This is a genomic window from Bradyrhizobium retamae, from assembly GCF_001440415.1.
In the GTDB taxonomy this organism is placed as follows: Bacteria; Pseudomonadota; Alphaproteobacteria; order Rhizobiales; family Xanthobacteraceae; genus Bradyrhizobium; species Bradyrhizobium retamae.
In genome coordinates this window covers 1-26518 of the sequence record NZ_LLYA01000195.1, presented here as the reverse complement: position 1 = coordinate 26518, position 26518 = coordinate 1, and the positions used below count along the sequence as shown (strand labels likewise).

Annotated in this window: 15 protein-coding genes and 1 pseudogene; 10 read left to right on the top strand and 6 right to left on the bottom strand. The window is 59.3% G+C overall.

The features are described 5' to 3' along the window. Positions 1–93 precede the first annotated feature (93 nt). Positions 94–870 carry a COG4705 family protein gene (locus CQ13_RS33930; RefSeq protein WP_057847152.1) on the bottom strand — a complete coding sequence of 259 codons (777 nt, stop codon included), beginning with the start codon at positions 868–870 and terminating at the stop codon, positions 94–96. Between the two features lie 621 nt (positions 871–1491). Here CQ13_RS33930 and CQ13_RS47390 point away from each other — a divergent pair. The 3 genes and pseudogenes from CQ13_RS47390 to CQ13_RS33925 all read left to right on the top strand — a co-directional run. Beyond that, positions 1492–1617, top strand: a pseudogene (locus tag CQ13_RS47390) (double zinc ribbon domain-containing protein); the annotation flags it as partial. 21 nt (positions 1618–1638) lie between these two features. Continuing rightward, positions 1639–2187, top strand: a complete 549-nt coding sequence (locus CQ13_RS41910) for an adenylate/guanylate cyclase domain-containing protein (RefSeq protein ID WP_245309509.1) — start codon at positions 1639–1641, stop codon at positions 2185–2187. Further along, on the top strand, positions 2114–4861 hold the full coding sequence (locus CQ13_RS33925) for an AAA family ATPase (RefSeq protein WP_057847151.1): 2748 nt from the start codon (positions 2114–2116) through the stop codon (positions 4859–4861). The genes CQ13_RS41910 and CQ13_RS33925 overlap by 74 nt, the downstream gene beginning before the upstream one ends. A gap of 947 nt (positions 4862–5808) precedes the next feature. Here CQ13_RS33925 and CQ13_RS33920 read toward each other — a convergent pair. The 3 genes from CQ13_RS33920 to CQ13_RS33910 form a co-directional block, all read right to left on the bottom strand. Then, positions 5809–6495, bottom strand: a complete 687-nt coding sequence (locus tag CQ13_RS33920) for a LuxR C-terminal-related transcriptional regulator (RefSeq protein WP_082637804.1) — start codon at positions 6493–6495, stop codon at positions 5809–5811. A 264-nt stretch (positions 6496–6759) separates the two neighbouring features. Continuing rightward, positions 6760–8214, bottom strand: a complete 1455-nt coding sequence (locus CQ13_RS33915) for a sensor histidine kinase (RefSeq protein ID WP_245309508.1) — start codon at positions 8212–8214, stop codon at positions 6760–6762. Positions 8215–8469: 255 nt separating this feature from the next. Then, on the bottom strand, positions 8470–8718 hold the full coding sequence (locus tag CQ13_RS33910; protein WP_156434069.1) for a hypothetical protein: 249 nt from the start codon (positions 8716–8718) through the stop codon (positions 8470–8472). 17 nt (positions 8719–8735) lie between these two features. On the opposite strand from CQ13_RS33910, the gene CQ13_RS33905 reads away from it, so the two are divergent. From CQ13_RS33905 to CQ13_RS43740, 5 genes are all read left to right on the top strand, one after another. Next, the gene (locus CQ13_RS33905) at positions 8736–15998 is read left to right on the top strand and encodes a peroxidase family protein (RefSeq protein ID WP_057847147.1); all 7263 of its coding nucleotides are present in this window, start codon (positions 8736–8738) and stop codon (positions 15996–15998) included. A gap of 94 nt (positions 15999–16092) precedes the next feature. After that, positions 16093–17868, top strand: a complete 1776-nt coding sequence (locus CQ13_RS33900; protein ID WP_057847146.1) for a type I secretion system permease/ATPase — start codon at positions 16093–16095, stop codon at positions 17866–17868. Beyond that, positions 17865–20162 carry a calcium-binding protein gene (locus CQ13_RS33895; protein WP_057847145.1) on the top strand — a complete coding sequence of 766 codons (2298 nt, stop codon included), beginning with the start codon at positions 17865–17867 and terminating at the stop codon, positions 20160–20162. The genes CQ13_RS33900 and CQ13_RS33895 overlap by 4 nt, the downstream gene beginning before the upstream one ends. 20 nt (positions 20163–20182) lie before the next feature. Further along, positions 20183–21538, top strand: coding sequence for an HlyD family type I secretion periplasmic adaptor subunit (locus CQ13_RS33890; RefSeq protein ID WP_057847144.1), 1356 nt, complete (start codon positions 20183–20185; stop codon positions 21536–21538). Positions 21539–21565: 27 nt separating this feature from the next. Next, positions 21566–21847 (top strand): hypothetical protein, encoded by a 282-nt coding sequence (locus CQ13_RS43740; protein WP_156434068.1) that lies wholly within the window; start codon positions 21566–21568, stop codon positions 21845–21847. 112 nt (positions 21848–21959) lie between these two features. On the opposite strand, the gene CQ13_RS47595 is transcribed toward CQ13_RS43740, so the two are convergent. Together CQ13_RS47595 and CQ13_RS33880 are read right to left on the bottom strand one after the other, a co-directional pair. Beyond that, positions 21960–22169 carry a sunset domain-containing protein gene (locus tag CQ13_RS47595; protein WP_082637803.1) on the bottom strand — a complete coding sequence of 70 codons (210 nt, stop codon included), beginning with the start codon at positions 22167–22169 and terminating at the stop codon, positions 21960–21962. A 1511-nt stretch (positions 22170–23680) separates the two neighbouring features. After that, positions 23681–24931 (bottom strand): AAA family ATPase, encoded by a 1251-nt coding sequence (locus CQ13_RS33880; RefSeq protein WP_057847142.1) that lies wholly within the window; start codon positions 24929–24931, stop codon positions 23681–23683. Positions 24932–24964: 33 nt separating this feature from the next. Here CQ13_RS33880 and CQ13_RS33875 point away from each other — a divergent pair, with 33 nt between their 5' ends. Beyond that, positions 24965–25714 carry a tryptophan--tRNA ligase gene (locus CQ13_RS33875; protein ID WP_430649732.1) on the top strand — a complete coding sequence of 250 codons (750 nt, stop codon included), beginning with the start codon at positions 24965–24967 and terminating at the stop codon, positions 25712–25714. Between the two features lie 262 nt (positions 25715–25976). Continuing rightward, positions 25977–26291 (top strand): hypothetical protein, encoded by a 315-nt coding sequence (locus CQ13_RS33870; RefSeq protein WP_057846163.1) that lies wholly within the window; start codon positions 25977–25979, stop codon positions 26289–26291. Positions 26292–26518: the final 227 nt, after the last annotated feature.

The window sequence follows — 26518 nt, the reverse complement described above, 5'->3', positions numbered from 1 at the left end:
CGCTTATCGGGGTCGATCGGAAGTGACGGGTGCGCGGTCAGAACGGCGCGATTGACCCGAAGCGGCCATTCATAAGACGGCACAGTTCTTCTATCACGCCACCGTTTCAGATACCTTCGGATGCGAGCCAGCTCGTTGCGGCAAAATCAACAGACACCCGATTATGAAAGCCGCAATGACGGCGGATGCAATCGGGCGGCTCAATGCGAGACCGCCATGGTTTACGGGCTTATCGAGAAAATCGCCAACGGTGGCCCCCAGTGGCCGGGTAAGAATGAAGGCAGCCCAAAATAGCGTTACCCGCGATACCTTCGTCCAATAATAGGCGGCGGCGACCACTGCCAGTGCGGCACCGAATACGACGGCTCCGCCTTCGTATCCGAGGCCCGTTGAATCGGCCATCCAGTCACCAAGAGCGGTGCCCAAGGTCTGCGAAAATGTGATCGCGGCCCAATAAAAAACTTCCACTTTTGGCGTGTTAACGGTGTCGACCGATATCGAGCCAAGCGACCAGTACCAAAGGCCGAGTGTCGCTAAGAGGCAGAGTAACAAAATTGACGAACCGCCCGTATAACCAATTCCCAAAGACCGATCCGCAAAATCGGCCATCGTGGTTCCAAACGTCGTGGAGGCTATGATCGTGGTCCAATAGAGAAAGGGACGAAACTTCCTCGCAACAATTTGAAAGGCAACGAGAGCAACAAGCGCTGAAAAAAACAGTAGCGTTCCAGCCAAGTACCCCCAATTGAGCGTCATGGTTACGGTATCGCCGCCGGTCTCGCCCAACGTCGTTGCTGCAATTTTTATGATCCAGAAAACGAGCGTAACTTCGGGTACTTTGCTCAAGCTATATTCGGCAGTTTGATTCATGCGCTGGTCACTTTGTGGGAAGGAAGAGAGTTGCTTGAACGCTACTGCCGAAAGCAGGCACAGTTCCGGCAGCCCGTTCAACAAAACTTGAGGGGGGCGAGCTGAGTTCGCCAAAGGACGAAACCTCGCATCCGCCATGTCTGCTCATGGCCCTAAGCCGAACAACGCTTAAGCCGTTGTCACGTCGGCTGTCAGCAGTAGACCGGACATCGATCCGCGCTGGCCTACACCGCCGTATATGACCCCGCACAAGACATTGGGCTCGGCTTCACGATGGTGGGTTCGGAGCCCATGCAAGTTGAAGCCTAAGGCAGCTAGGAGAGGACAATAACCGCAAGAAGTGAAACGGCGCACATTTGGCGCGAGCGGATTGGATTAAGATTATTGCTGGAAGTCGTGGTGCGAATATCCCTGTTTTGTAGGGAGCTTGCCATGAACAACTGTCTTGACCGCACGAGTCGCAGCTGCGTTCGAAATGGCAAATGCAACAGCCAGGAAGCTTCCCGCTTGCATTCGGCCGGAATTGTCGGAACCAAAGAGCCATGTCGCGCTCCGAAGGTTCGCTCTCAGAGGGCAAACCGACGAGAGCTCATGCAGATCAGCCGTTAGATCGGGTGCGACATGGATTGCCCGATCTGCGGCAGAGTCAACACGGAGGGTAACAAGGTCTGCGGCGACTGCGGCGCGCTGCTATTCTTACGCTGTCCCGCGTGCGGAGCCGACAACCCGCGGGGTAAAAGGTTCTGTGGTGACTGCGGCGCAGCGCTCATGCCGACGGAAGCCTCGCGAGTATCGGCAGCGGCTCGAGTATCTACGTCCACCGCGGTGCGGATCGCGGAGCCTTCTAACTTATCATCCGCGCCAGGTTCTTCCGCCGAGCGCCGTCAACTCACAGTGATGTTCTGCGACCTCGTCGGCTCGACAGCGCTTGCGACAAAGCTCGACCCGGAAGATCTACGGGAGGTCATCGCCGAGTACCGCGATGGTGTGGCGGCCATCGTCCGCAAGTACGGTGGCATGATCAGCCGCTACATCGGCGATGGCATGCTGATCCTGTTCGGTCATCCTTCAGCGCGTGAGGATGATCCCGAGAGCGCGGTGCGCGCCGCGCTTGAGATCGCCGCCGCCGGGCACGCGCCGAGCGCCCCACCGGATCTCGAGCTGCGGGTGCGTCTCGGGCTCGCGACTGGTCTCGTTATCGTGGGGGACCTCATCGGGCACCGAGGCCGCCGAGCCGCAGGCGGTGCTCGGCGAAACGCCGAATCTGGCCGCCCGACTGCAAGAGCTCGCCGAGCCCGACGGAGTGGTAATCGCTGAAGATACGCGGCGGCTCATCGGCGGGCTCTTTGATTACGAGGATCTCGGCGCGGTGACGCTGAAGGGCTTTGCGGCGCCGGTGCGCGCCTGGCGGGTGCTGCGTGAGGGAAAAGCGGAAAGCCGTTTTGAGGCGTTCCATGCGGCAGCGCTCACGCCGTTGGTTGGGCGCCAGGAGGAGCTCGAGCTGCTGGTGCAGCATTGGCAACGGGCCAGGACGTGCAGCGGCCAGGTAGTGTTGCTGACGGGTGAACCGGGAATTGGCAAATCGCGCCTTGTCGCGGCTCTCCAGGAGCGCATCGGGGGCGAGCCGCACACTGGCTTGCGATATTTCTGCTCGCCGCATCATCAGGACAGCGCGCTGTATCCCTTCATTGCTCAGCTGCAGCGAACCGTCGATTTCGAGCGCGAGGACACGCCGGAGCACAGGCTCAGCAAGCTGCAAACGGTGCTATCTCCGGCACTGCCGCCCGACGAGGACATAGCAATCCTCGCCGAGCTGCTATCGATTCCGACCGGCGAGCGATATCTGCCGATTGCCCTCACGCCACAGCGAAAGAAAGAGAAGACTTTCGATGCCCTGTTTCGGCAGCTTCAAGGTTTGGCCCGGCTACACCCAATCATGATGGTCTTCGAGGACGCGCAATGGATCGATCCAAGCTCGCGCGAGTTGCTAGACCGGACCATCGATCGAGTGGCGACCCTGCCGGTGCTGTCGCTGATCACGTTCCGTCCCGAGTTTCAGTCCGTATGGACCGGAAAGTCACATGTCAGCACGATGGTTCTGAACCGCCTTGATCATGAGGCGGGCGCCGCTCTGATACGGAGCATGACTGGCGACCGGGGATTGCCGCCCGAGCTCGTCACTGAGATCGCCGAGCGAACGGACGGTGTGCCGCTGTTCGTCGAGGAGATGACCAAGGCTGTGCTCGAAGCGGATGCGGCGGGGGTCGAGCGCGCTGTCTCCACTGCGCCACTCCCGGGGCTCGCGGTGCCGCCCACGTTGCACGCTTCGCTGATGGCGAGGCTCGACCGTCTTGGCCCGGTCGCGAAGGAGGTCGCGCAACTCGGCGCGGCCATCGGCCGAGAGTTCTCCTACGATCTGCTCTTCGCCGCCTCGCGCCGAAGCGAGAGCGAGCTGCGATCAGCGCTAGAGCGGCTGACGGGTGCCGGGTTGGTGTTTCGGCGCGGCGAACCACCCGAGGCCAATTTCCTCTTTAAACACGCATTGGTGCAGGATGCGGCATATGGCACGCTACTACGCGGCCAGCGTCGTGAATTGCATGCCCGTATCGCTGGCGCACTGGAGGAAAAGTTCGCGACGAGCGCCGAAGCGCAACCCGAGATCCTCGCGCGCCATTTTGGAAATGCCGGTCTGATCGCGAAGGCAGTTTCCTATTGGCAGGAGGCCGGCGAACGCTCCAAAGCGCGCTCAGCCACGGCAGAAGCGATCAGACAGATGCGGAAGGCGCTCGATCTGTTGTCCCATTTACCGGACGCCGCCGAGAGCCGACGCACTGAACTCCAACTTCAACTCGCAATCGGCGGCGCGCTGATCGCCGCGAAGGGCCATGCGGCCGAAGAGACCGGAAAGGCCTACGCGCGGGCGCGTCGTCTCTGCGAGTTGCTGAACGACACGCCAAATCTGCTCAAGGCGTTGTGGGGCGAATTCGTTCATCACCACGTGCGGGCCGAGACGAAACTATCGCATCGCGCCGCCGAAGAACTGCTCGAGTTGGCCGGACGACAAAATGATAGGGCCGCCTTGGTCGCCGGGCATCGGGCGGTCGGCGATAGTTGGCTGCATCGTGGAGAGTTGCGTTTGGCGCGCGCACATCTCGAGCAGGGGCTCGCACTTTACGACCCCACGCAGCATCGATCTCTGACGGTTCTATTCGCCGAGAATGCCCGCGTGGCGACGCTCTCCTTCCTATCGCTGACGCTTGGGCTTCTAGGTTTCTTCGATCAGGCCCGGGCGCGGAGCAGGGAAGCCCTGGCAGAGGCGCGCGAGCTGTCGCACCCCATCAGCCTCGCATTCGCGTTAAGCGTCGCCTGCCGGCTGTATTTCGTGCTCGACGATCCACGGACTGTGCGCCTGCTCGCGGATGAGCTCATCGCGCTTACTACCGAGCAGGGCTTTGCCTTCTTTCTCGCGATGGGAACCGCGTATCGCGGCTGGACCATGGTCGAGGCCGGGGAATCAGACGCCGGGACCGATCTGCTGCGGCTCGGGATCGAGAGATTCCAAGCATCCGGCGCGGCGTGGACGCTTCCGTTCTACCTCGCGCAGCTTGCCACGGCGCACGTGAAGACGGGAGCGCCCGAAGACGGGCTCGGCCGACTAATTGAGGCTTTGTCTCTGACCGAAAAATCGGGCGTGCGATGGTTCGAGGCAGAACTGCGATGCCGTCGAGGCCAACTTCTGCGGACCACTCGCCAAAACGCCGAGGCCGAGGCGGAGGCCGACTTTCGCCATGCCATCGCGATCGCGCGGCAGCAGGAGGCGAAGCTCTGGGAACTCCGCTCCGCCATAGGCCTCGCCCGGCTCTGGTGCGACCAGGACAAGCGCGATGAAGCACGCGGTCTCCTCGCGCAGGTCTATGGCTGGTTCACCGAGGGCTTCGATACACCCGACTTGAAAAATGCGGGAGCCTTACTCGACGAACTAAGCGCGTAGAGGTCCGTGTAATCGTCATTGCCAGCCCGAATTCTGAAGGCCAGATTGCCTGATGAAGCACGCTGAATTGCGCTTGGCCTTGGGACGTCTTCTCCCTCATCATAAGATGCGGGCTGTCATGATACAGCACGATTAGGTACCCCTTAATCCCGGGTAGGGATTCAACTCCCGAACATCAAGGCTGCATGGCACGTGGCTTTCGACAGTGGCTTTACTGATGGTGATCGGGGGCCTAGCTGAATTTCCAGCGATTTTTTTCAATTTTCGGAGGAGGTTGCCTCCGCCCATGCAGCAAAGCCTGTCCGGGTTGATGGGTCCGCGGACCGAATTCATAGTTGCCGGCGCATTCTCACTTGCGGCCGCCGTACACCAATGTATGTGGCCCTTGCAGCTGCAGAGCATGCCCCCTTTATTGCGTCTCGGTCGACGACGCCCGAACCCGCTGTCGCGCGGGGGCTATAGATAGATCACAGTCTCCGGGCGAACGCTCGCCTCGAGGCGACCAGTCTCGACAAAAGTACGAACAGCTTCACTGCGTTGCCTTCGTTACGTATTGAGGATCCGGATAGTCACCGCATATACTTTTAATCGCGAGGATCGCATACCCTCTGCCGTAGCTTTCGACCGTGGGTTTGTGAACCATGATTAGCTGCCGCGCAGAGAAGCTGAATGTTTCCAAGGCGCTTTGCAGGCGGGTAGGGAGGATTGGACGTCCGCCATCGTGAGAACCGCTAGGGTCGCCTGGCGATTCTGCCCTTGAACCTTCCATGCGCGGCGATCGCGAACTACCGCATGGCGTGCCACGGCTGGCCGTAGCTTTGCTCAACCTAAGGTTCTAATCGGATATTCGCAAAGTTAACGGGCGCGAAACGAGCAATGGTCCTCCGGGGAGCAAGAACGACTGCAAGCCCGACGATGCAGCAAAAATCCGCACGCTGGCTAGGGAGTCAGGAGAGTTGGCGCTGTTGCCATTGTGAAGTTCGATCAGGATGGTCCAATTCACGCTCGGTAAGCGCCTGTGCCGCAATGACAACTTCGAGGCGATTTCGAGCATTCAGTTTCTGCATCAAAATCGTCATGTAATTTTTTACGGTCTTCTCGCTGATCTTTAGCGCGATGGCGATTTCCTTATTGGTCTTTCCGCGCAACAGCAGTCGAACGATCTGATCTTCGCGGATGCTGAATCTAACCGCTTCCGCTGCGACTCTTCGCAGCGAGGCATTACGCAATGCTGCGATCACCTGGCTCGCAAAACTTTGCGTAATGTATGTCTCGCCGTGGCGAACCGCTTCGACGGCCTGGATCAGCTCCTGCGCGCTGCTGCCCTTCAGGACGTATCCGTTTGCGCCGGCATCGAGAGCACGGATTGCGGAGTCCACGCCGGTCGCGGCAGTGAACGCTACAATCTTCGTGGTCGGCGAGACCTTGATCGACGTTGCGATGGCTTCGTAGACATCGCCTGCCATGCTCAGATCAACAATAATGACGTCTGGGCGAAAGCGCGACGAAATATCGATGATGTCTCTTGCCGTCGAACCGGTCGACGATATTTCGAGGTCTTGCGCGCGTGAAAACAGCGTAATGATGCCTTCAATCATCAAAGGATGGTCATCTACTAAACCAATGGAAACCATTATCGGCCTCCTACAAATGAAAAAACGCTACAAAAATTCCTCATTTACTCGGCGGATAGTAAAATATAGCTCGATCAAGCGATAAATGTAAACGTCGATGTTTATAAACTATTAACATATCGCAGGCGGCGGGTGCCGACTTAACTGCTCACCGTAGTCCTACGGGCGAACTGGAAAAATACATCGCATGTGCAGGCACGCAGCCCAGCACCTGATGTTAAAAGGGAGACGCATCTGAAGATTGCGTCATGGAAGAATGCACTTTCAGTTAACTGTGAAAGTGGCCGGAAGCTTCGCTCGAATTTGAGTGCCAATGCCGCGCTGCGATATCAATTCAAAGGTGCCTTTGAGCGCTTCTACGCGGTTACGTAACCCGGCGATGCCAAGGCCCGTTCTGCTCCGTGAGCTCTCGCGACGGCTGTCGACAACTCCCGGACCGCTATCGCTTACAACGATGGCGATTGATTGTGCTTCAGCCCAAACCTCAACACGTTGCCCGATCGCTTTTCCATGATGAAACGCGTTGTTCAGTCCTTCCTGCACGATCCTGTACAGGCAGATGGTTACTGGCCGCGCGAGGTCTGCGGGCAGGTCGCCAATTTGGCTGCTGACCGTCGTCCCCGTCGCCTCCTCATGGTTTTGCACCGCAAGCCGGATAGTTTCATTTGGCGTCAATCCCTCCAGTTCAGGCAGTACGAGTCCAGTCGAGATATTGCGGAGCTCGGTTAGTATCCGTCTTGTCAGAGGTTCAATGGCTGGATCATGTGCGCTGCCGCCCCTTGTGGCCGTGGGGTCGGTCACCTTGAGCATCAGGAGGCTGACGAGCTGGATAGGTCCGTCGTGCAGATCCTGCCCAATCCGGGCGAGGAGATTTTCGTTGGAGTCCGCGGCCTCCAGACGGGCATCATCTGCCAGGCGGCGCAACCTGTCGTTCTGTGCGGCAAGGTATTTCGCCTCGACCACATTTTGTATGAGGGTTGACTGGTATCCATTGACCAGGTTTGACGCACCACGGACCATCAGAAACAGTATCAGCATCATGGGCGCGGTGACTGCACCAACGATTCCGGCGGATGTGAACCTGATCGAAGCCAGATCGGCCGCAAGCGTCCTGCCGTCAGTGTATACCTCTCCGACGGCGATGACCTCCTGTGTCCCTGTACGGAACAGTGGCGCATAGATTTCGACCAGCGGAGTATGCAGGAGCTTCTCGGCAGCATTTTCGACGTCTTGCAGATAATCAAACTCACCGGTCGCCTTGCCTTCGACGGCTGCGGCGATGTGATGCGAAGGAAATCGCCCGCCGATGGTTTCCTTGTTGGTCGAGTACACCAGGGTGGCGTCCGGCAGCCAGATCTTGACCAAAATCATGCGTTCGCCAGACTTTCCCGCAAGCAAATCATCCAACTTCTTCATGCTCTCAGGGGACAGGCTGCGGGAGATCGCGAGGTCTTGAGCCAACGGCCCGAGAAAGACTTCGGTGAAGCGAGCGCCTTCTTCAGTGGCCGTTCGCATCATGCTGGCCTCGATCCGTTGGGAGATTGCCATCGCAAGCAATCCCATCGAGACGGCTATCGTTGTGGCCGCCGCCAGAAGAAATCTGCGAGCAAGTCCGGGCGAGGCAGTCATGGAGCCGATCTTGCCAGACGGCCCAATCATTGTTTTGTGTCTTTGCGCAAAGCGAGGAACAGCGTCTGAAAATACGGTGCGATTCAACAAGGGTTACTCGTTTCCATCGATCGTCAATTATCACGAAGAATAGCACATTAGGGGCGACGAAATAATGCCCTGCCGGCCTGAATCCCGTTAACACTAACGGTGCCGGCGCCATAGACCAGCGAAACATCTCAGCCGGACCATGTCTCGGGACCTTGGTCCCGATTTCTATCGGGACCTTTCTCCTCGTTGCGCTCGGGACCTTGAGCCTCGCGCTTCGCGGGACCTTGTCCCCTTAGCGGCGCTTTCCGAAGAGTCTCAAATGGCACCATAGAGCAGGTCTCGATGCAGCGTGAGCCACGGTGTTGGCATCACATGAGAGACGAAGCGCGATTGGGCAGGATGCGTTGCCATGGCCACGAGACGGTCGACAGAGGCGAGGTCGAGTTCAGCCCGCGGGCAAGGCAGCCACGACATTTCGAGCCGCGGCGTCGATGCAGATCCGCGCGCCAGATTCATGATCGATTTTAATTTCAACAACCCGGCCGCGGTCGCGGTCCGGTCCAACAACAGGTGAGGTCGTCATGGTTGCCTATATCAAAAGCGATCTGGAATTCATTCTTAAGCAGATCAAGATTGCCGAGGACCATGCACTCTACGAGCAGTCGGGTGGTACCCAGGGCAAGGCCCTGTTCGGGCCCGACGGCTCGATACCGACCTACAACCTGGCCTGGGGCCTGAGAACTGTCGATGGCACCTACAACAATCTGCTGAACCCGCAATTGGGCGCTGCGGACAACGAGTTTCCGGAGCCGCTAGGCACGCAGTTTCGCACCATCATGGTTCCCGCCGGTCCTGGCGGCGCACTTGTACCGGTATCTTATGCGCCAGGCGTCGACAATGACGGCCCTGGTTCAGCCGGCCCAAGCGATGTGTTCGACCCCTACGTACGCACCATCTCCAATCTGATCGTCGACCAGACCTTGGGCAACCCGTCGGCCATCCTTACGGGGCTGCAGCGAGCCGGCATCGTGGCGCCCGCGGACCAGATGACCGTCACGGCGCAGATTACCGCCGCTTATGAGCCGCTCGCCGACGAGTTCAAGGCGGTGGGAGATGCCGAACGTGCCAATGCCGAGGCGCAGGCGGCGGCTTCAGCTAACCCGAACAATGCGGATCTTGCAGCTGCAGCTGCAGCAACTGCTGCTACCCTCGCGGCAGCACAAGCGACATTGGATGCCGCGGCGGGGGTCCCCGGCGGGCTGTACGAATTGCTCGAGGCCAACGGCATCGAACTCGATGGACCGAACGTCGTGATCACCAACACGGCCCCCGACGAGGGTCTGTCAGCCCCGTTCAACTCCTGGTTCACACTGTTCGGCCAGTTCTTCGATCACGGGCTCGATCTCGTCGCCAAGGGCGGCAACGGCACCGTGTTCGTCCCGCTGATGCCGGACGATCCGCTTTACGTCCCCGGCGGTACAACCAATTTCATGGTGTTGACGCGTGCAACACTGGCAGGACCCGGCGCCGACGGCGTGATGGGCACCGCCGACGACACCGATCGCCCGGTCAATACCACCACCTCGTTCGTCGACCAGAACCAGACCTACACATCACACCCGTCGCACCAGGTCTTCCTGCGTCAATATGAGTTCAACGCCGCTGGAGATCCCGTTTCGACCGGCAAGCTCATCGAGGGCGGCAATGGCGGCATGGCCACCTGGGCCGATTTGAAGGTCCAGGCGGCCGACCTTTTGGGCATCCAGTTGCTTGACTCGAACGTCGGCAACGTTCCCCTCTTGGCAACCGACCAGTATGGCAACTTCATCCCCGGAGCCAACGGCTTCCCGCAGATCGTGACAACGACTGGGCTGGTGGAAGGCGATCCGGCTGCCAACGGTGGCCTCGGCGTTCTTGTGCCTGCTAACGCAATCCTGACCGGTCACGCCTTCCTCGCCGATATCGCTCACAATGCAGTTCCAGACGGACTTGCCGATGGTGATATTGAGATCGGCCTCGGCAATGGGGACGGCAGCGCGACAGATAACAACTATGACAACGAACTCCTCGACGCGCACTACGTCGCTGGCGACGGCCGCGCCAACGAGAACATCGGCTTGACCGCCGTCCATCACGTTTTCCACTCCGAGCACAACCGGCTCGCCGAACACACCAAGGCAGTGGTGCTCGCCGATGCCCAGGCCATGCTCAACGACGGAGCGTCACAGGCGGAAGCCGTGGCGTTCCTCAATGAGTGGCTGATAAACGATGTGACGGAAGTTCCGACTGGGGTGGACGGACTGATCTGGGATGGCGAACGGCTGTTCCAGGCGGCAAAGTTCGGCACCGAGATGCAGTACCAGCACCTGGTGTTCGAAGAGTTCGCCCGCAAGATCCAGCCCAATATCAACGTCTTCCTGGTTCCTGACGGATACGACGTCACCCTCGATCCCTCAATCGTCGCTGAGTTCGCGCATGTGGTCTACCGCTTCGGCCACTCAATGCTCACGGAGACGATCGATCGTTTCGATCCCAATTTTAACGCCGATCACATCGGCCTGATCGAAGGCTTCCTCAACCCGCTTCAGTTCGAGAACAACGGGACCACGAGCACCGTCGATGCCGATATTGCCGCGGGCGCCATCATCCGCGGTATGACCCGCCAGGTTGGCAATCAGATCGATGAGTTTGTCACCAGTGCGTTGCGCAACAACCTGCTGGGCCTACCGCTCGACCTCGCCACCATCAACCTGGCTCGCGGTCGCGACACAGGCGTTCCGTCGCTGAACGCTGCCCGTGAGCAGTTCTACGCAGCAACGAACCAGGACGCGCTGCTCAAGCCGTACGAGAGCTGGGTTGATTTCGCCGGGCATCTCAAGAACGAGGCGTCGATCATCAACTTTATCGCCTCCTATGGCACCCATGACTTGATCACGAGCCAGACGACGCTCGAGGGCAAACGCGACGCTGCGTTGACCATCATCACGGGCGTTTCGGTTGGAGGCCTTACGGTTCCGGCTGACGCGGAGGACTTCCTCAACGCGACCGGCGCCTACGCAGCTACCGTGTCTGGCAGCACGCTGGGCGGCCTGAACAATGTCGATCTCTGGATCGGCGGTCTTGCGGAAGCAATCATGCCGTTCGGCGGCATGCTTGGCTCGACCTTCAACTTCGTCTTCGAAACGCAAATGGAGAACCTGCAGAGTGGTGATCGCTTCTACTATCTGCAGCGGCTCGACGGACTGCATCTGTTCGGCGAAATGGAGAACAACTCCTTCGCTGCCATGATCATGCGCAATACCAACGCTACCCATCTGCCGTCGGATGTGTTCTCGACACCCGGCCTCATTCTCGAGGTCGACCAGACCCGCCAGTTCAATGACCTCGATGGTGATGGCGATCTGGAGAGCACCGATCCCGCCGGCTCGGGCATCCTGACCAACCTCGTCATCCGCAACGACCCGTCCACCACTGGCCCTGACACGAACTATCTGCGCTACACCGGCGGTGACCACGTCGTCCTTGGCGGCACCGAAAACGCCGACACTCTGATCGCCGGTATCGGCGACGACACGCTGTTTGGCGATGGTGGCAACGACAAGCTCGAAGGCGGCTTCGGTAACGACATCATTAATGCTGGCGCCGGCGACGACATCATCAAGGACAGCGGCGGCGACGACAACATTAAGGCCGGTGCAGGCAACGATGTCGTCCATGCCGGGCCCGGGCTCGACCTTGTCATGGGCAACGATGGCCAGGACTTCATCTTCCTGGGCACCGACATGGGTTCGGAGGTGTTCGCCGGCACCGGCAACGACTTCATCTACGGCAACAAGAACGCCGAGCGTATCCTTGGCAACGAAGGTAACGACTGGATCGAAACCGGCACCTTCGACGGCGCTCCGGGCGACAATTTCGACGAAATCTTCGCCCAGGACGGAATCGATGGACACGATGTGTTCCTCGGCGACGGCGGCTTCGACGAGTTCATCGGCGAGGGCGGCGACGATATCATGGTCGGCAGTGCCGGCCGCGGAAAAATGGTTGGCATGTCCGGCTTCGACTGGGCGACCTACAAGGACAACACGCTTGGCGTGAATGCCGACCTGTCCATCCCGATCATCTTCGACGAGGCGCCGACTCTTCCGCAAAATGCGGCACTCGATGAATACGAGTCGATGGAAGGACTCTCCGGCACGAAGTTCAATGACGTGCTCAACGGTACCCTAGACGTGGCCGCGGATCGCGCACCACTGTCAGCCGGCGGCACGACGGGCTACCTTGGCAGCGTGCTGGATGCGGAAGGCATCGCCCTCATCGCAGGCTTGCAGGAAGTGCTTGGTGCCGGCGTCACGTCCTTCGATGGTGGCGACATCATCCTGGGCGGCGACGGCAGCGACACCATCACCGGCAATGCCGGCGACGACATCATCGACGGCGACAAGTGGCTCGACGTGCAGATCGGCGTCTTCGCCGCCAACGATCCGGACCACACCGGCACGCCGAGCGAGCTGCACAGCAGCATGACTACGCTCGCCGCGCGGATGTTCTCCGGCGAAATCAATCCCGGCCGTCTCTCGATCGTCCGTACGATTCGCGACAGCGACGATCAGCCGGACAGCGACGGGATCGCCGATGTCGATCGGGCGGTTTTCTCCGGCGCACGGGATGAATACGACATCGACTTCAATCCCGACGGCACCATCACCGTGGCCCATACCGGCGGCCTCGCGACCGACGGCACGGATACCATCCGCAATGTCGAAGTTCTCGACTTCACCGACCAGGATATCCTGCTGCAGGCGCCGACGCTGGACCTGCACGGCGATGTGACTACCACGACGACCACGACGGTTGCGCAGGCCTATCGCGATACGTTTGATAACGCTGCGCATAACAACAGCAATGGTACCGTCAACTGGGCGGCGACGCCGTGGGTGGAAACTGACGATAGCGGCGGTGTTACAGCCGGCCAGATCCAGCTCGACGCAGGAGGATTCGGTGGCTCAAATGAGCTGCGCTTCCTTGCTGGAGACGGTGCGTCGATCGCACGCACTGTGAATCTCAGTGGCATCACAACCGCGACGCTGTCGTTCGACTACGATCGTTTGAACAACGGCAACTCCATTGATGCCGGCGAGACGGTTCAGGTGCAGTACTCAGCATCGGGGTCGTTTGCACCTGGAGATTTCACGATACTGCAAACGATCGATAGCAATTCCGGGAATGGCTTCACTGGTGCAGGATCGAGCACTCTGAACCTGAACCTGACCGGAGCAGGAGCCAATTCAGCAATCCGATTTGTTTCATCTGCGATCAACACGTTGGGCGAAGAGGTTCGGATCAACAACCTCAATATTGCCACGACGACCACCACGACGACCACAGTTCCCGGCACCCCCGGCAACAACTACGAAACCACCTATTCGGAAAATGGTATTGCCGTCTCGATTGCCGCCGGCGCACTGATCACCGATGACGGCGCGACCATGGCTTCGGCCCGCGTCGTTCTGACCAATGCCAGCGCCGGTGATGTCCTGTCGGTGGTGGGCGGTCTGCCCGGTGGTATCGCATCGTCGATCGACACGACTGTTGCCGGGCAGATTATCGTGAACCTCACCGGCACATCCTCGCTCGCCAACTACCGGACGGCGATCCAGCAGGTGCGGTACTCCAACTCCTCGGAGAATCCGAACCCTGCCGACCGCATCCTTCAAGTCAGCGTCAACGACGGCCTGCTGAACAGCAACATTGCCACCGCGACTGTCCATGTGGTCCCGACGAACGACGCGCCTGCCGCAAACACCGACACCGTGATAACTAACGTTGCTGCCGGTACGAACTTCTCCATCGCTCTGTCGGCGCTTCTCGCGAACGACACGGACCCTGAGGGATCGCCAGTAACGATCACGGCGGTGAATACTCCGAACAGTCTCAGCGCCCCCACTCTTGGAACCACCGCAGTAACCGTGTCCGATACCGGCCTGGCCGGAGGTAGCTTCAACTACGTCGCCAGCGACGGGACACTGAGCGATCCGACAACTTCGGTGAATGTCACCCGGGTCACAGGTACTATCAACGGCGGTGGCGCGAGCGAAATCATCGTCGGCGACGGCGCAGGCACTACCATCAACGGCGGCGGGGGCAATGACAACATCGACGCCGGAGACGGCGGCGATACGATCACCGCCGGTATTGGCGACGACATCGTCGATGGCGGTACCGGCAACGATACGATCATCTGGAATGCCAACGCCACCGGCACTACAGACGGCTACGACCAGATCGACGGCGATTTGGGCGGAACCGACACTTTCCAGCTTAACGGAAACGCCGCTGCAGAAACGTTCCGGATCTACGCGAGGGCGGCAGCCATCGCGGCGGGCGTTCCTGTCCAAGGCGCTCTCACCGAGATCGTCATCACCCGTACGGTCGGCCTGACCACAACGGTCATCGCGGAACTCGACAACATCGAGGAAATCCGGGTCAACACGTTGCAGGTGACGTCTCCAGGCGGCGTACCTCCTGGTGGAACTGGCGGCAATGCCGGCGATACGATTCAGGTCATCGGCGACTTCAATGCACCCAACACCAGCCTTAACTTCAACACCATCACCATCGACGGCAACGCCGGCGATGATACCATCGACATCTCCTCACTATCATCCGCCCACCGGATCGTGTTCCGCTCAAACGGCGGCCACGATACGATCGTCGGCACCCTGCGGCCGCAAGACGTCATCGAGCTGCTCGACGGCGAGACGGTCGATGACTACGTCCAAACCGTTGCTAATGGTGTGACCACCCTCACCAATGGGGACCACAGCATTTCGTACGTCGCGACTGGTGATGGCCCGCAATTCGGCAATAACGATGATGACGAAGACGACGGCTGCGATGGTGACGACGATGACACCGACACGACCGGAACCTCGCCGGTAATCGGCGGGCAACGGACGGGCACGCCCGTGGCAGACGTGCTGACCGGAAATGCGGGCGACGACAACGTCGTCGCATTCGCGGGAGACGACATCGTCACGGGCAATGCCGGTGCCGACGCTATCTCGGCCGGGGAGGGCGCCGACTTCGTCAGCGGCGGCGACGGACGCGACGTGGTCTTCGCCGGAGCGGGCGATGACCAGGTATTCGGCGGCGGCCAGGCTGACGTCATCTACGGCGATGCCGGAGCCGACCGCATCTTCGGCGACGGAGGCAACGACCTCATCAACGCCGGGGCGGGAGACGACGCGGTGTTCGGCGGCGCCGGCGACGATCTGATCGTGGCCGAGGTCGGCGACGGCGCCGATGTCTACTTCGGCGATGACAGCGGCGGTGGTACCGGCGTCGATACGCTCGACATGTCGGCGGTGAGCGCAAACGTCACCGTCAACCTCGGATCCGGCCCGTTGTCGAACGGCACCGCGTCCAGCTCCCAGACTGGTAACGACACGATCTGGGGGATCGAGAACGTCAATACCGGCTCCGGCAACGACACCATCACCGCGAGCAACGCAGTCAACGTGATGAATGGCGGCGGGGGCAACGACACCTTCAAGTTCACATCGGCTTCGGCAGCCGACGGCGACACCATCCTCGCTTTCGAGGCTGGAGACCGCGTCGATCTGACGGCGATCGATGCCAACTTGGGTACTGCCGGCGACCAGAGCTTCTCACTGGTCTCCGGCGCTTTCACCGCGGCAGGTCAGCTCGCAGTGACGTTCGAGACACGCGCCGATGGCGACTTCACCGTTGTCCAGGGCAACATCGACGGCAATGCTGATGCCGACTTCTCGATCGAGATCGCAGGTCATCAGAACCTGACCAACGCGAACCTCGGTCTCTGAGGCGCCCGTAACATGACGGGAGGCAGATGACTAGCCTGCCTCTCGTCCAACTTCGTTTCCAACACGTTACCGTTTCCAACCCGGGGCGCATCACATGGCCAATTCAAAAGAGCTAACTCCGGCGAAGCGCCGTAACCTTGCCGAGCTGACGCGCGGATTCCGTGGCATTGTGCTCTTCTTGTTTCTCATCTCGGGGATAATCAACGTACTGGCGTTGACCGGATCGCTGTACATGATGCAGATCTACGACCGGGCGCTCACCAGCGGCAGCATTCCCACGCTTCTCGTCCTTTCAAGTCTGGTCATCGGTCTGTATCTCTTCCAGGGTAGTTTCGACGTCATACGCTCCCAGGTGCTGGTGCGCGTCGGTGCGCGGCTGGATGGGAAAGTGGCGCCGTTGGCGCATCGAGTGGCAATCGACATGCCGCGGTTCGGCTTCTCGACGTCCGAATCTCTGGAACGTGGACGCGATGTCGATACGGTTCGCGGCTTTCTTGGCAGTCAGGGGCCGGCGGCGTTGTTCGATCTCCCATGGATGCCGATCTATCTGGCATTTATCTATTTTCTGCATCCGGCTCTGGGCGCGCTGACGTTCGCAGGCGCGTTCGTGCTTACAGTGTTGACTGTCGTTAGCGAAATCCTGACCAAGCGCCTCAGCCTTTCCACGCGGAAGGCGGCGATAGCGCGCAATACCATTGCCGACAGCAACGCGCGTAGTGCGGAGGTTCTCAAGGCGATGGGCTTTGCGGGCCGCGCAGTGGAACGCTTTAACGATGCCAACCGCGAACATCTGGAACTGCAGACCAAGGCGAACGACATCACCGGTACTTTTGCTGCGGTATCACGCGTGCTTCGCATGTTGCTGCAGTCGGCGGTGCTTGGTCTCGGTGCCTATCTCACGATCAAGGGCGAACTCACCGCCGGGGCGATTATCGCATGCTCGGTTGCTTCCGCTCGTGCTCTCGCGCCGGTGGACCTGGCGATCGGCAACTGGAAACCGTTCGTAGCTGCGCGGATGGCCTACCAACGGCTTCGGGACACCGTCGTGGCGCTTGCCGCTACCGAAGCGCCGATGACGCTGCCTGCACCGCGCCAGCAGCTCAGCGTGGAGAAGATCACGGTCGCGGTGCCCGGTTCCGGGCAGATTATCCTAAGTGATGTCGCCTTCGAGCTAGGCGCTGGCCAAGCACTTGGCATCATCGGACCCAGCGCCGGCGGAAAGACGAGTTTGGTGCGCGCGCTTACTGGCATCTGGCCGGTGCTGCGCGGCAGCGTCCGGCTAGACGGCGCTGATCTGACCCAATGGCGCGAGGACGAAATCGGAAGGCACATCGGCTACCTGCCGCAAGAAGTCAGCCTGATGGATGCGACAATCGAAGACAATATCTGCCGCTTTGAGCCAAAGCCGGATTCTCGGAAGGTTATCGAAGCGGCGAAGGCAGCCGGCGTGCACGACATGATCCTGAGAATGCCGGACGGATACCGAACCCAGCTCGGCCCGCAAGGTACAGCACTTTCGGCGGGGCAGCGGCAGCGCATAGCGTTGGCGCGCGCGCTCTACGGCAATCCTTTCGTCGTCGTCATGGACGAGCCGAACGCCAACCTCGATGGCGAAGGAGAAGAGGCTCTCACCCGGGCGATCGAGGGTGTTAGTGCGCGGGGCGGTATTGCAATTGTGATCGCGCACCGACCGAGCGCGCTTGTTGCTGTGGACCTCGTTGCGATCGTGCAGAACGGCCGCATGGTCGCGTTTGGCAAGAAGCAGGACATCATGACGCCGGCCGGCCTGCAGCAGCCGGCCGGGATGCAGCAGTCCGCACCGCGAGTAGCGCCCGGCGAACTCGCAACGCAAGTAAGGAGGCCTGCGTGATCACGGCCAAAGCCTTCAAGCCAACATCGCAATCGCAGCAGTCGCAACCGACGCGCGAGGATTATGTCGAGTCCGAGCAGCAGAAGAAGAGAATCGTGCCCCTCGCTTTCCTGCTGTTTCTGACGGGATGTGCCGCTTATCTGAAGAGCTTTCTGCCTATCAAGATCGAAGCCCGTGAAGCGCAACAGGCCAGCAAGCATGACGAAGGAGATCAAAGCGACCCACGATGGGACGATGAAATCGGCGCTGCGACTGAAGAAGATGTGGCTACGAACTCAGCGGAACGTAGCGCCAGATCGTCTGGCAAAGTGGACCCAATCCGGATTGTATACGACAAGGACGACAATCTAGCGGTCGGTTCTCCCGCTATTGAACCTGCGCCTCCGTTTTCGCTTCGTGTCGCGACCGGCCCGATTGGCGATGCGGTCCGGGCCAGCAACGATAATCGCTCATCCGCCCCGTCAGGTTCGGGCGAGAGTGGGAGCGGTGGCGGCGGCGGCGGTGGCGGCCACGACAGGCCACCAACCCCGCGGAACCCGGATCCCCCCGTCATCACGGATCCCGTTCGCAACCGAGCGCCGCGGACCAGTGGGCCCGTGCACTTGCAGGACCTGGTCGGTTGCCAGGTATTGATGATCTCCGTGCTGGCCTTGTTGACCGGGACCGCCGATCCGGATGGCGACCGGCTGACCATATCAAACCTCTCGTCGACTTCCGGGACACTCACACCAACCGAAGACGGTGGTTGGATGTTCGTTCGCGACGGCGGCATGCTCGGCGATGTGAACTTGACCTACACGATCAGCGACGGCTCGGCATCCGTTCTGCAGACGGCCTATTTCAGCGTTGTCGAAGCGCCGCCGATCATTGGGACGGTTGGGGACGATAATCTTCTCGGCACGAATTGTGGCGAGACCATCGACGGACGCGCCGGCGACGACAACATCGACGCCCGTGGAGGCGACGACGTCATCATTGGAGAAGCGGGCGACGACCATATCATTGCGGGACCTGGAAACGACGTAGTCTACGCAGGAGCAGGCAATGACGTCGTGTTCGCGGGCGCAGGCAACGACATCGTATTCGGTGGAGCCGGCAACGACCATCTGTACGGCGAGGACGGCGATGACACGATAATGGGAGAGGACGGCGACGACTTCATGTCGGGCGGCTCGGGCAAGGATATCCTGATAGCCGGGGCCGGCGACGATACTCTCCAGGGCGGTGCTGACAACGACACGCTCGATGGCGGTGAGGGCAACGATAATGTTGCCGGAGGTACCGGGAACGACGTCATGACTGCGGCCGCCGGTAACGACGGCCTGTTGGGAGGCGACGGCAACGACGTATTGTCGGATGGAGCCGGCCAAGACTCCGTCCACGGCGATGCTGGCGACGATCACGTCGTGGCTGCAGCCGACGCAGCCAATGATATCTACGACGGTGGCGCCGGGCGGGACACTCTGGATTATTCCGCGGCCACGGAGAGTGTCACGGCTGACCTTGGCGCTGGAACCGCCGAGGGATCCGAGACCGGTCACGATGTGATCGGAGGATTTGAGGTGGTCATCGGCGGAAGCGGCGACGACCGTATCAGCGCAGGATCCACATCAGTTGCCATGAGCGGTGGCGCAGGGAATGACGCACTCGAAGGCGGCGCTGGAAACGATAGCATCTCGGATGGCGCAGGATGTGACACGGTCTCCGCCGGCGGCGGCGATGACCAAGTCGCGGCTGCCGCGGACGGGGCCAACGATTCTTATGACGGGGGCTCGGGACAAGACACGCTGGATTACTCGACCGCAACCTTCAGCGTCACGGTCGACGTCGGACGAGGTAAGGCCGACGGCCTTGATATTGGCCACGATCTGATTGCTGCCTTTGAGGAAGTTATTGCCGGATCCGGAAATGACCATATCGTGGCAGGATCAACCTCGCTCTCCATGACGGGTGGGGACGGCAACGATACGTTCGAGTTTCACAGGTCTGAGGATCAGCACGAGATGACGGTTCGCAAGATCACCGACTTCACGGTCGGTGACCGGATCGTGGCTGCGACCTACGAAATCAGCTACCTCCAGGAGGATGGCATCCAAGAGATGATGTCCGACATGTTCGACGCCATCTACCTGTCGACAAATGGCGACCATCGGCCGGTGCGTTTCCGTTTTGAGGAAGTCGACAGCAACCAGTTGACGTTGGTGGATGTGCACGATCGGCCAGACACCGATGAGTTTTTCACGATCGAACTCGTCGGGCATCATCACCTTCAGTTCACTGTTGCCGTCGCCTAAGGCAAACGAGGAATCAGGCCATGAAACATTATGATGAAAAATCGTTCACCTCGAGCGCATTGCCATCCCCAAACGCTCTCGACACGGAACGGGCCTTTCGGCTTTGGCCAAGGGTACTGGGTGGTCTCGCGCTGGTAGTTCTGTTGGTGATCGGCTGCGGCGGATGGGCTGCGATCGCGAAGCTGGAAGGCGCCGTGGTGGCCGCCGGTACCGTGAAGGTGGATCAAAACTTGAAGGAGGTTCAGCACAGGGACGGAGGCATCGTAAAAGCGCTCGCGGTCCGGCAGGGCGATCTCGTCAAGGAAGGGCAGGTGCTGGTGACGTTGGATGACGTTCAGATCAAGGCAGAGCTTCTCATCGTACGCTCCCAACTGGGCGAGGCCATGGGCCGCCAGGCGCGCCTGATTGCGGAACGCGACAACCTTCGCTCAATTGAATTTCCGGCCGACCTTTTTCGACTATCGAGCACTGCTGACGTTGTGATCCACGGCGAAAGCCGCTTGTTTGCGGGCAACAAGTTGGGCAGGGACAGCCAGAAGGAGCAGCTCGAGCTTAGCATCAACCAGACCCAGGAAGAGATCAGAGGAATGGAAGCGCGGCTCGCTGCCAAACAGGAGGAGATCAAATTGGTGGGTGCCGAGCGCGACAAGCTGGACGCCCTCTTCGAGAAAAAGATCGTGGAGTACACCCGCGTCTACTCCGCGCACCGTGATTGGGCGCGGATACTCGGAGAGCGGGGCGAAATATCGGCCGGCATTGCCCGCGCCAAGGTCCGCGCCACCGAAATCAGGGTCCAGATCATTGCCATAGACCAGAACGCCAGCACCGAGGCGCAGCGCGACCTCCGGACCGTGGACGCCCGCATTGCCGAACTGAGCGAACGCAAACTAGCTATCGAGGACCGTCTGTCCCGCACCGAAATACGGGCTCCGGTTTCGGGCTACGTCAACGAACTGTTTGTTCATACGGTGGGCGGCGTCATTACACCTGCAGCGAAGATCGCAACAATCGTTCCCCAAAATGCAGACCTCAGGTTCGAGATCAAGATATCGCCTGCCGACATCGACCAAGTGAGGGAAGGGCAGTCCGCCCGAATTCGTCTCACCGCCTTTAACCGCACCACGACGCCCGAGATGAAGGGCCGGGTCATTATGGTTTCGCCTGCCTCGGCGCGCGATCCAACAAATGGCCAGGAACACTACATTGCACACGTCAATCTCCTCCCGACCGAGGATGCCATCGTTCAAGTGAATGGAATGAAACTGGTGCCGGGAATGCCGGCAGAGGTGTTTGTTTCGACCCAGGAAAGGACGGTCGCCTCCTATCTGTCGAAACCCTTCACCGATCAGATGAATCGCGCCTTCCGCGAGCGCTGAGTGCATTGATCAGCGGCGAGGCTAGCCATGCCACGTTTAAAAGGAGATTTAGCCTCGGCGATCATTGTCAATCCGCATTTCGTCCAGCTGAATGTGCCGGACGGAGGTTTTGGTAGTGAACTGGATGCGATGGTCCAGTTCTGTCTGGAGCATGGCGAAGAATTTCGCATTGCGTGTTTCCGACAGATCGACCAGCGAGACTGCATTCTTTTCTGCTTCAGAGATTCGAAGAATGCAGCCGAGTTCTCAAGGCGCTTTGGAGGGGAGATCTATGCAATACCATCGCATGATGATCTTTTCTTTCCATGAGCAACGTGCAGGTCTTGAGGACCATACCAGGCGGGGATTTTCGTTTGCGGTCAAACAGCCCCGGCGCGAGAGGCGCGCGGGATATCTCCATGCTTGCCGTTGCAGACGCAACCTAACTTCGGGACTTCCGCCATCCTGCCGCCCGCGCATCTGCCTCGGAGCAAAACCATCGCTCGCCTGAGAACCAGTTAATCCGAGTTTGAGCGTAATACTCCTGCCCCGGCGAGTGATAGACGCGCTCGTCCGTGTTCTTGCTGATGTTGCCCTTGATGGAGCAGCCGACGAGGATTGGCCCGAACTCCGTCCGCGATGGTGCCGCCAACGGCTACTAATCCAATGATCATTGGGATGGGGCGGACCGCTGGGTTGATGCGCTTTAGGGCGGACATCGTTTGCTTGGCGCTTTCAGCTCATGACTTGGTTCGGAAGAATAAAATATGGCCAATAAATGATCTCGAGTAGCGCGCCTATCACCAAACACTGAAACGCAATCACGAACCAGAACAGCGATGGGCTCGCATCTCAACGGCACCACGCCCATGCCCATTTGTATTTCCATCTTTCGCAAACTGTTGAACAGCTTGCACGACAGCAACGCGAATGCGAGGAAGACGGGAAGGAGCATCGTGAGCACCTGCATCGCCGCATTCACTCCTTGATCCTCAGGGCGGCAATGGCTTCATTTGGTTGCCTTGCAAATCGGAATTTCATCTAAAATTGTTAAGCAACCAGCTCCTGATTCATTCGCATTTTTATGATTTAGGGAGCGGACATGCCAAGCACTGACGCCGGCGGCCGCCTTCTCCTTGCGATGTGAGTCTCACCGCTCTTCATCAGGATGCACTCACTTGTAAGGCGTAATCTCCCGCTGCTCGGTAGACTTTCCGTCGGCGGTTCGATTGAAGGTCTTCCGCTGAAGAATTCTTTCTTGTGTTCTCGACAGTGGGGAAAGCATACTGGCGTTGCCAGCCCGAGGCCGCCGCAGCTTAGCCACACAATCTAGCAAATCCGTTAGTCCTGTTTCGTCGGTGCGGGAGGCACCCAAAATAACCGTTGCGTTTCAAAACGGCTATTTTCCCGCACTTTCCAGTTAAGCCTTTACGATCATTACTATCGCTGTCATTGGGTCCATCTTCTATCTTAGGCTGCTAACGAGAGCCGTAGCCAAGAAGCGTTGGTGTCCCACTGTTTCACTCTCCCATGCACTGTCTCACTGTTTCACGGAATGACTCACCATGGCCCAGCTTCCTGGTGCCCGTGCCAGCGCCGGGCAAAATGGCCCCGGTGCGCACTGGGGGCTCACTAAGCAGCGAAACTGACCGATAGGCGCCTATTTGTACCCGCCTCTTGATCTGTCAGGCCCACCGCAGCGAGACTAGCCATTCGGAAGTCTCCCAATGTCTCACTGTTTCAGCAGGTGTTTCACCCATCTTGCCGGTGTCCCACTGCTTTACCTGGCTGGCATATTCATTGCCTCGCGGAACATCGAAAGTCTTGGTGTGGCCCATCCGCACGCAGACCCAGGACTGTCTTTCGGGACGGTAGTGACTAGAGGAAGGACGCCAGGATCTAGGTTCACACGATTTTGCCGGGTAACCGAGTTAGTCGTTTATGACGGTGCCGGAACGCTTGACCGTAGCTTGGGACCGTAGGTTCGCGGGCTTCCTCTGGAAAATGCAATTTGTTCAAGGACTGTTTGGAGGAGCGGTGATCTGTCATCGCGGTACCCACCATCGAACATGTCCGGACAAACAAGGACAAAGAGGACATTGTCTGGTGGGTGTCTTGCCAAGTCCGCTGGACCGGACATACCGGACAGGACAGACACCACCTCTAAGAGGTGTCTGTAGTGTTCGGTGTCCGTCCGGACCGATTAGTGTCTCGGGAGTTCATTCTGGTGGGACCGACGTTCCACAACCATTCGCGATCGTGCTTGATAGCTGTGGCAATGTCGCTTGGAAGCCCCTTGAGTAGCCGCTGGAATGCCTTCTCACGAGCCTGGGTAGCCTTTTTAACGTCATGTTCCCCGCTGGCCCAGCGACGGTAGAACTCCGCGCGGACGTATTGGGAGTCGACGGCGCGGACAACCGGTCCGCCGTCTAGCACCTGCATGTCCTTACCGTTGGCCTCCATGGCTTCGCCCATTGCTTCCCGGAAGGTGCGGATAGAACGAGGTTCAGTTTTTGCTCGCTTGCCCGATCGCTGCGGCTGAGGCGCACTGTCGCTGGGAAGGACGACTAGGGTGGTGATGTCGTCGCCGTCCAGATCAGTGCCGACCGTGACCTGCTCGAGCCGCGAGGTGATTTCGGCACCCTCAGGAAAGTCTTTTGCGCACTCAACCGTAACGATCACGTCGCCGTTTCTGGCCTTCCGAATGGCGAGTTGGCTCTCCACCGAACCGGTAAGTGAGGTATGGCCGCGCGGACGGCTCGCGTCGATGCCGCAATGATGCACGATTGCAACCGCACAATCGAGGTTGGTCGCGACCGACTCGGCGGCGGCGAGGTACTTCGCCATGTCCTCGTCCTTACTTTCCGAGCCAAACAGACTCCGATTGAGGGTGTCGATGAATACGACGCCGGGCGTAATGTCGGTCGGAATTTGGGCCTTGATATCCTTGATGAGTTGCGCGGCATCCGCGATGAGGTTGAGGCGTGACGTTACGAGGTAGAAAGGTGCGTCAGCGATGTGGTGGTAGCGCCGGAATGCCTCGATGCGCGCGGGCATCCCATGTTGGCCCTCAAGGGCGATATAGACGACCGGCGCTTGCTGCACCCGCCTTCCTCGATATTTCCAGCCCAGCGCGATGTGAAGGCCAAGATCCACAGCCCAGAATGATTTGCCACACTTCGGTGGCCCCCAGATCACCATAGGGCCTGTACTGGCGAGCAGATGTTTGACCAGGTAGTCGCGCCGATTGGTATTGACCTTGATGTGGGCAAACTGCTGCAGCAGAAAGCGCTGTGTCTTTTTATTTGGGGTTTTGCTCTGCTTGTGCCTGACAAAGCGCGTTGCTTTGTCCGTCTGTGCCCGCAGTGCTGCAGCCCCGCCGTTTAGATGAATTTCGTTAGCATCCTCCTTCATGTAGGGGCCCCGGGCCGGACAAGCAAAACTTCTATGCCTTTTGCGTCGAGCCTATTTGCGAGCTCGTTCGCGTTTGTCACGGTGGCGCGGCTTGAGCGCAACCCAACCATCAAGGACGAAATCCAGGCACGAGGTTTTGGCAGAGATATTCCTGCAGGCTTTCTCTGCTATCCGGTCGCCCAGGCCGCCGACATTACCGGTTTCAAAGCGACGATTGTCCCGGTTGGGGAAGATCAAGCTCCATTGATCGAGCAAACCAATGAGGTTGTTCGCCGCATCAATCGCCAAGCTGGTGTCGACGTGTTGCCCGAAGCCCGTGCGCTAATTCCTCGCGTCGGACGCCTTCCCGGCATCGACGGCAAAGCCAAAATGAGCAAGTCGCAGGGCAATGCTATTCCGCTATCAGCCACGGCCGACGAAATACGTGAGGCGGTCCGGCGTATGTTCACCGATCCAAACCATATAATGGCATCCGATCCGGGTCGCGTCGAAGGCAACGTAGTCTTCACGTACCTGGATGCGTTCGACGACGATCACACCGCGGTTGAGGATTTGAAGGCACGCTATATCCGCGGCGGTTTGGGCGACAGCATTGTGAAGAAGCGGCTGGATGACGTGCTGCAGGCACTTCTCGGACCAATCCGAGACCGTCGCCGCGCACTTGCTCGTGATCCCGGCTATGTGCTGCAAGTCGACAAGCGCGGCACTGCGCAAGCGCGTGAAATAACAGATGCCACTTTGCGAGATGTTCGCGCTGCGCTTGGTCTATTCATTCTGAATTAAATGGTGTTGGGGGCCAAGCCAGGCTATGTCCGGATTTGGCCCACAGCCGAACCGCGCTTAAGGCCTTATGACGTCGATTCTCAGCGGTAAACCGGACATCGATCCTCGCTCCCTTCCACCGCCGCTTTTGACCCGAAGCGGACCTCGTTCCGCTTCGTTGAAAATTGAGTAGTTGGAGCCGCAAACAGTAGATATGTTCAGCTTATGCAACGAGCGCCCGTTCAGTCAGTTCAACTTCTCGCAAACGTAAAAAGTGTCCCGTATGGCACCTATATCGCTACAACCATTTATAGCCAAATTCGTCGGTCTAGAAGGCGACTACGCGGTTGAGTTTACGCCGACTAGTGAGCTTGGCTCGATAAAGACGACAATTGTTGGCACCCCCATGACTTGGTACGTCGATTTTGTCGGCCTGAACGAAGGCGGCGACGTTGTTCTCGGTGGCATAACGACAGGATCACAGGCTGTTTGGGGTGATTGTTACTGGTTCGAAGTCGAAGCCAACGCAGGTGCTCGCTGCATCGAATACTGGGGCGATCAAGTTTTGTGGAGAAAAGATTGGGCGACCGGCGCTTAAGGGGCCGAATGCGTGTGCACAATCGTTCTGCTCGGGCAAGCTGAACCGTAGCATCTGCCTCGGTCCCTGTCCGCTTATGGCCCATCGCGTCAGTTAGCGCAGTGCAGCGACATGTCCGAGTTGATGGCAGAACAGAAGTAGCTGGCCGACATCAAAAATGACGCGATTGACCAAACGGAAGTCGCCGGCCGTAGCCAGCGGCCGAGCGGTTGTGCCGCCGATTTGAT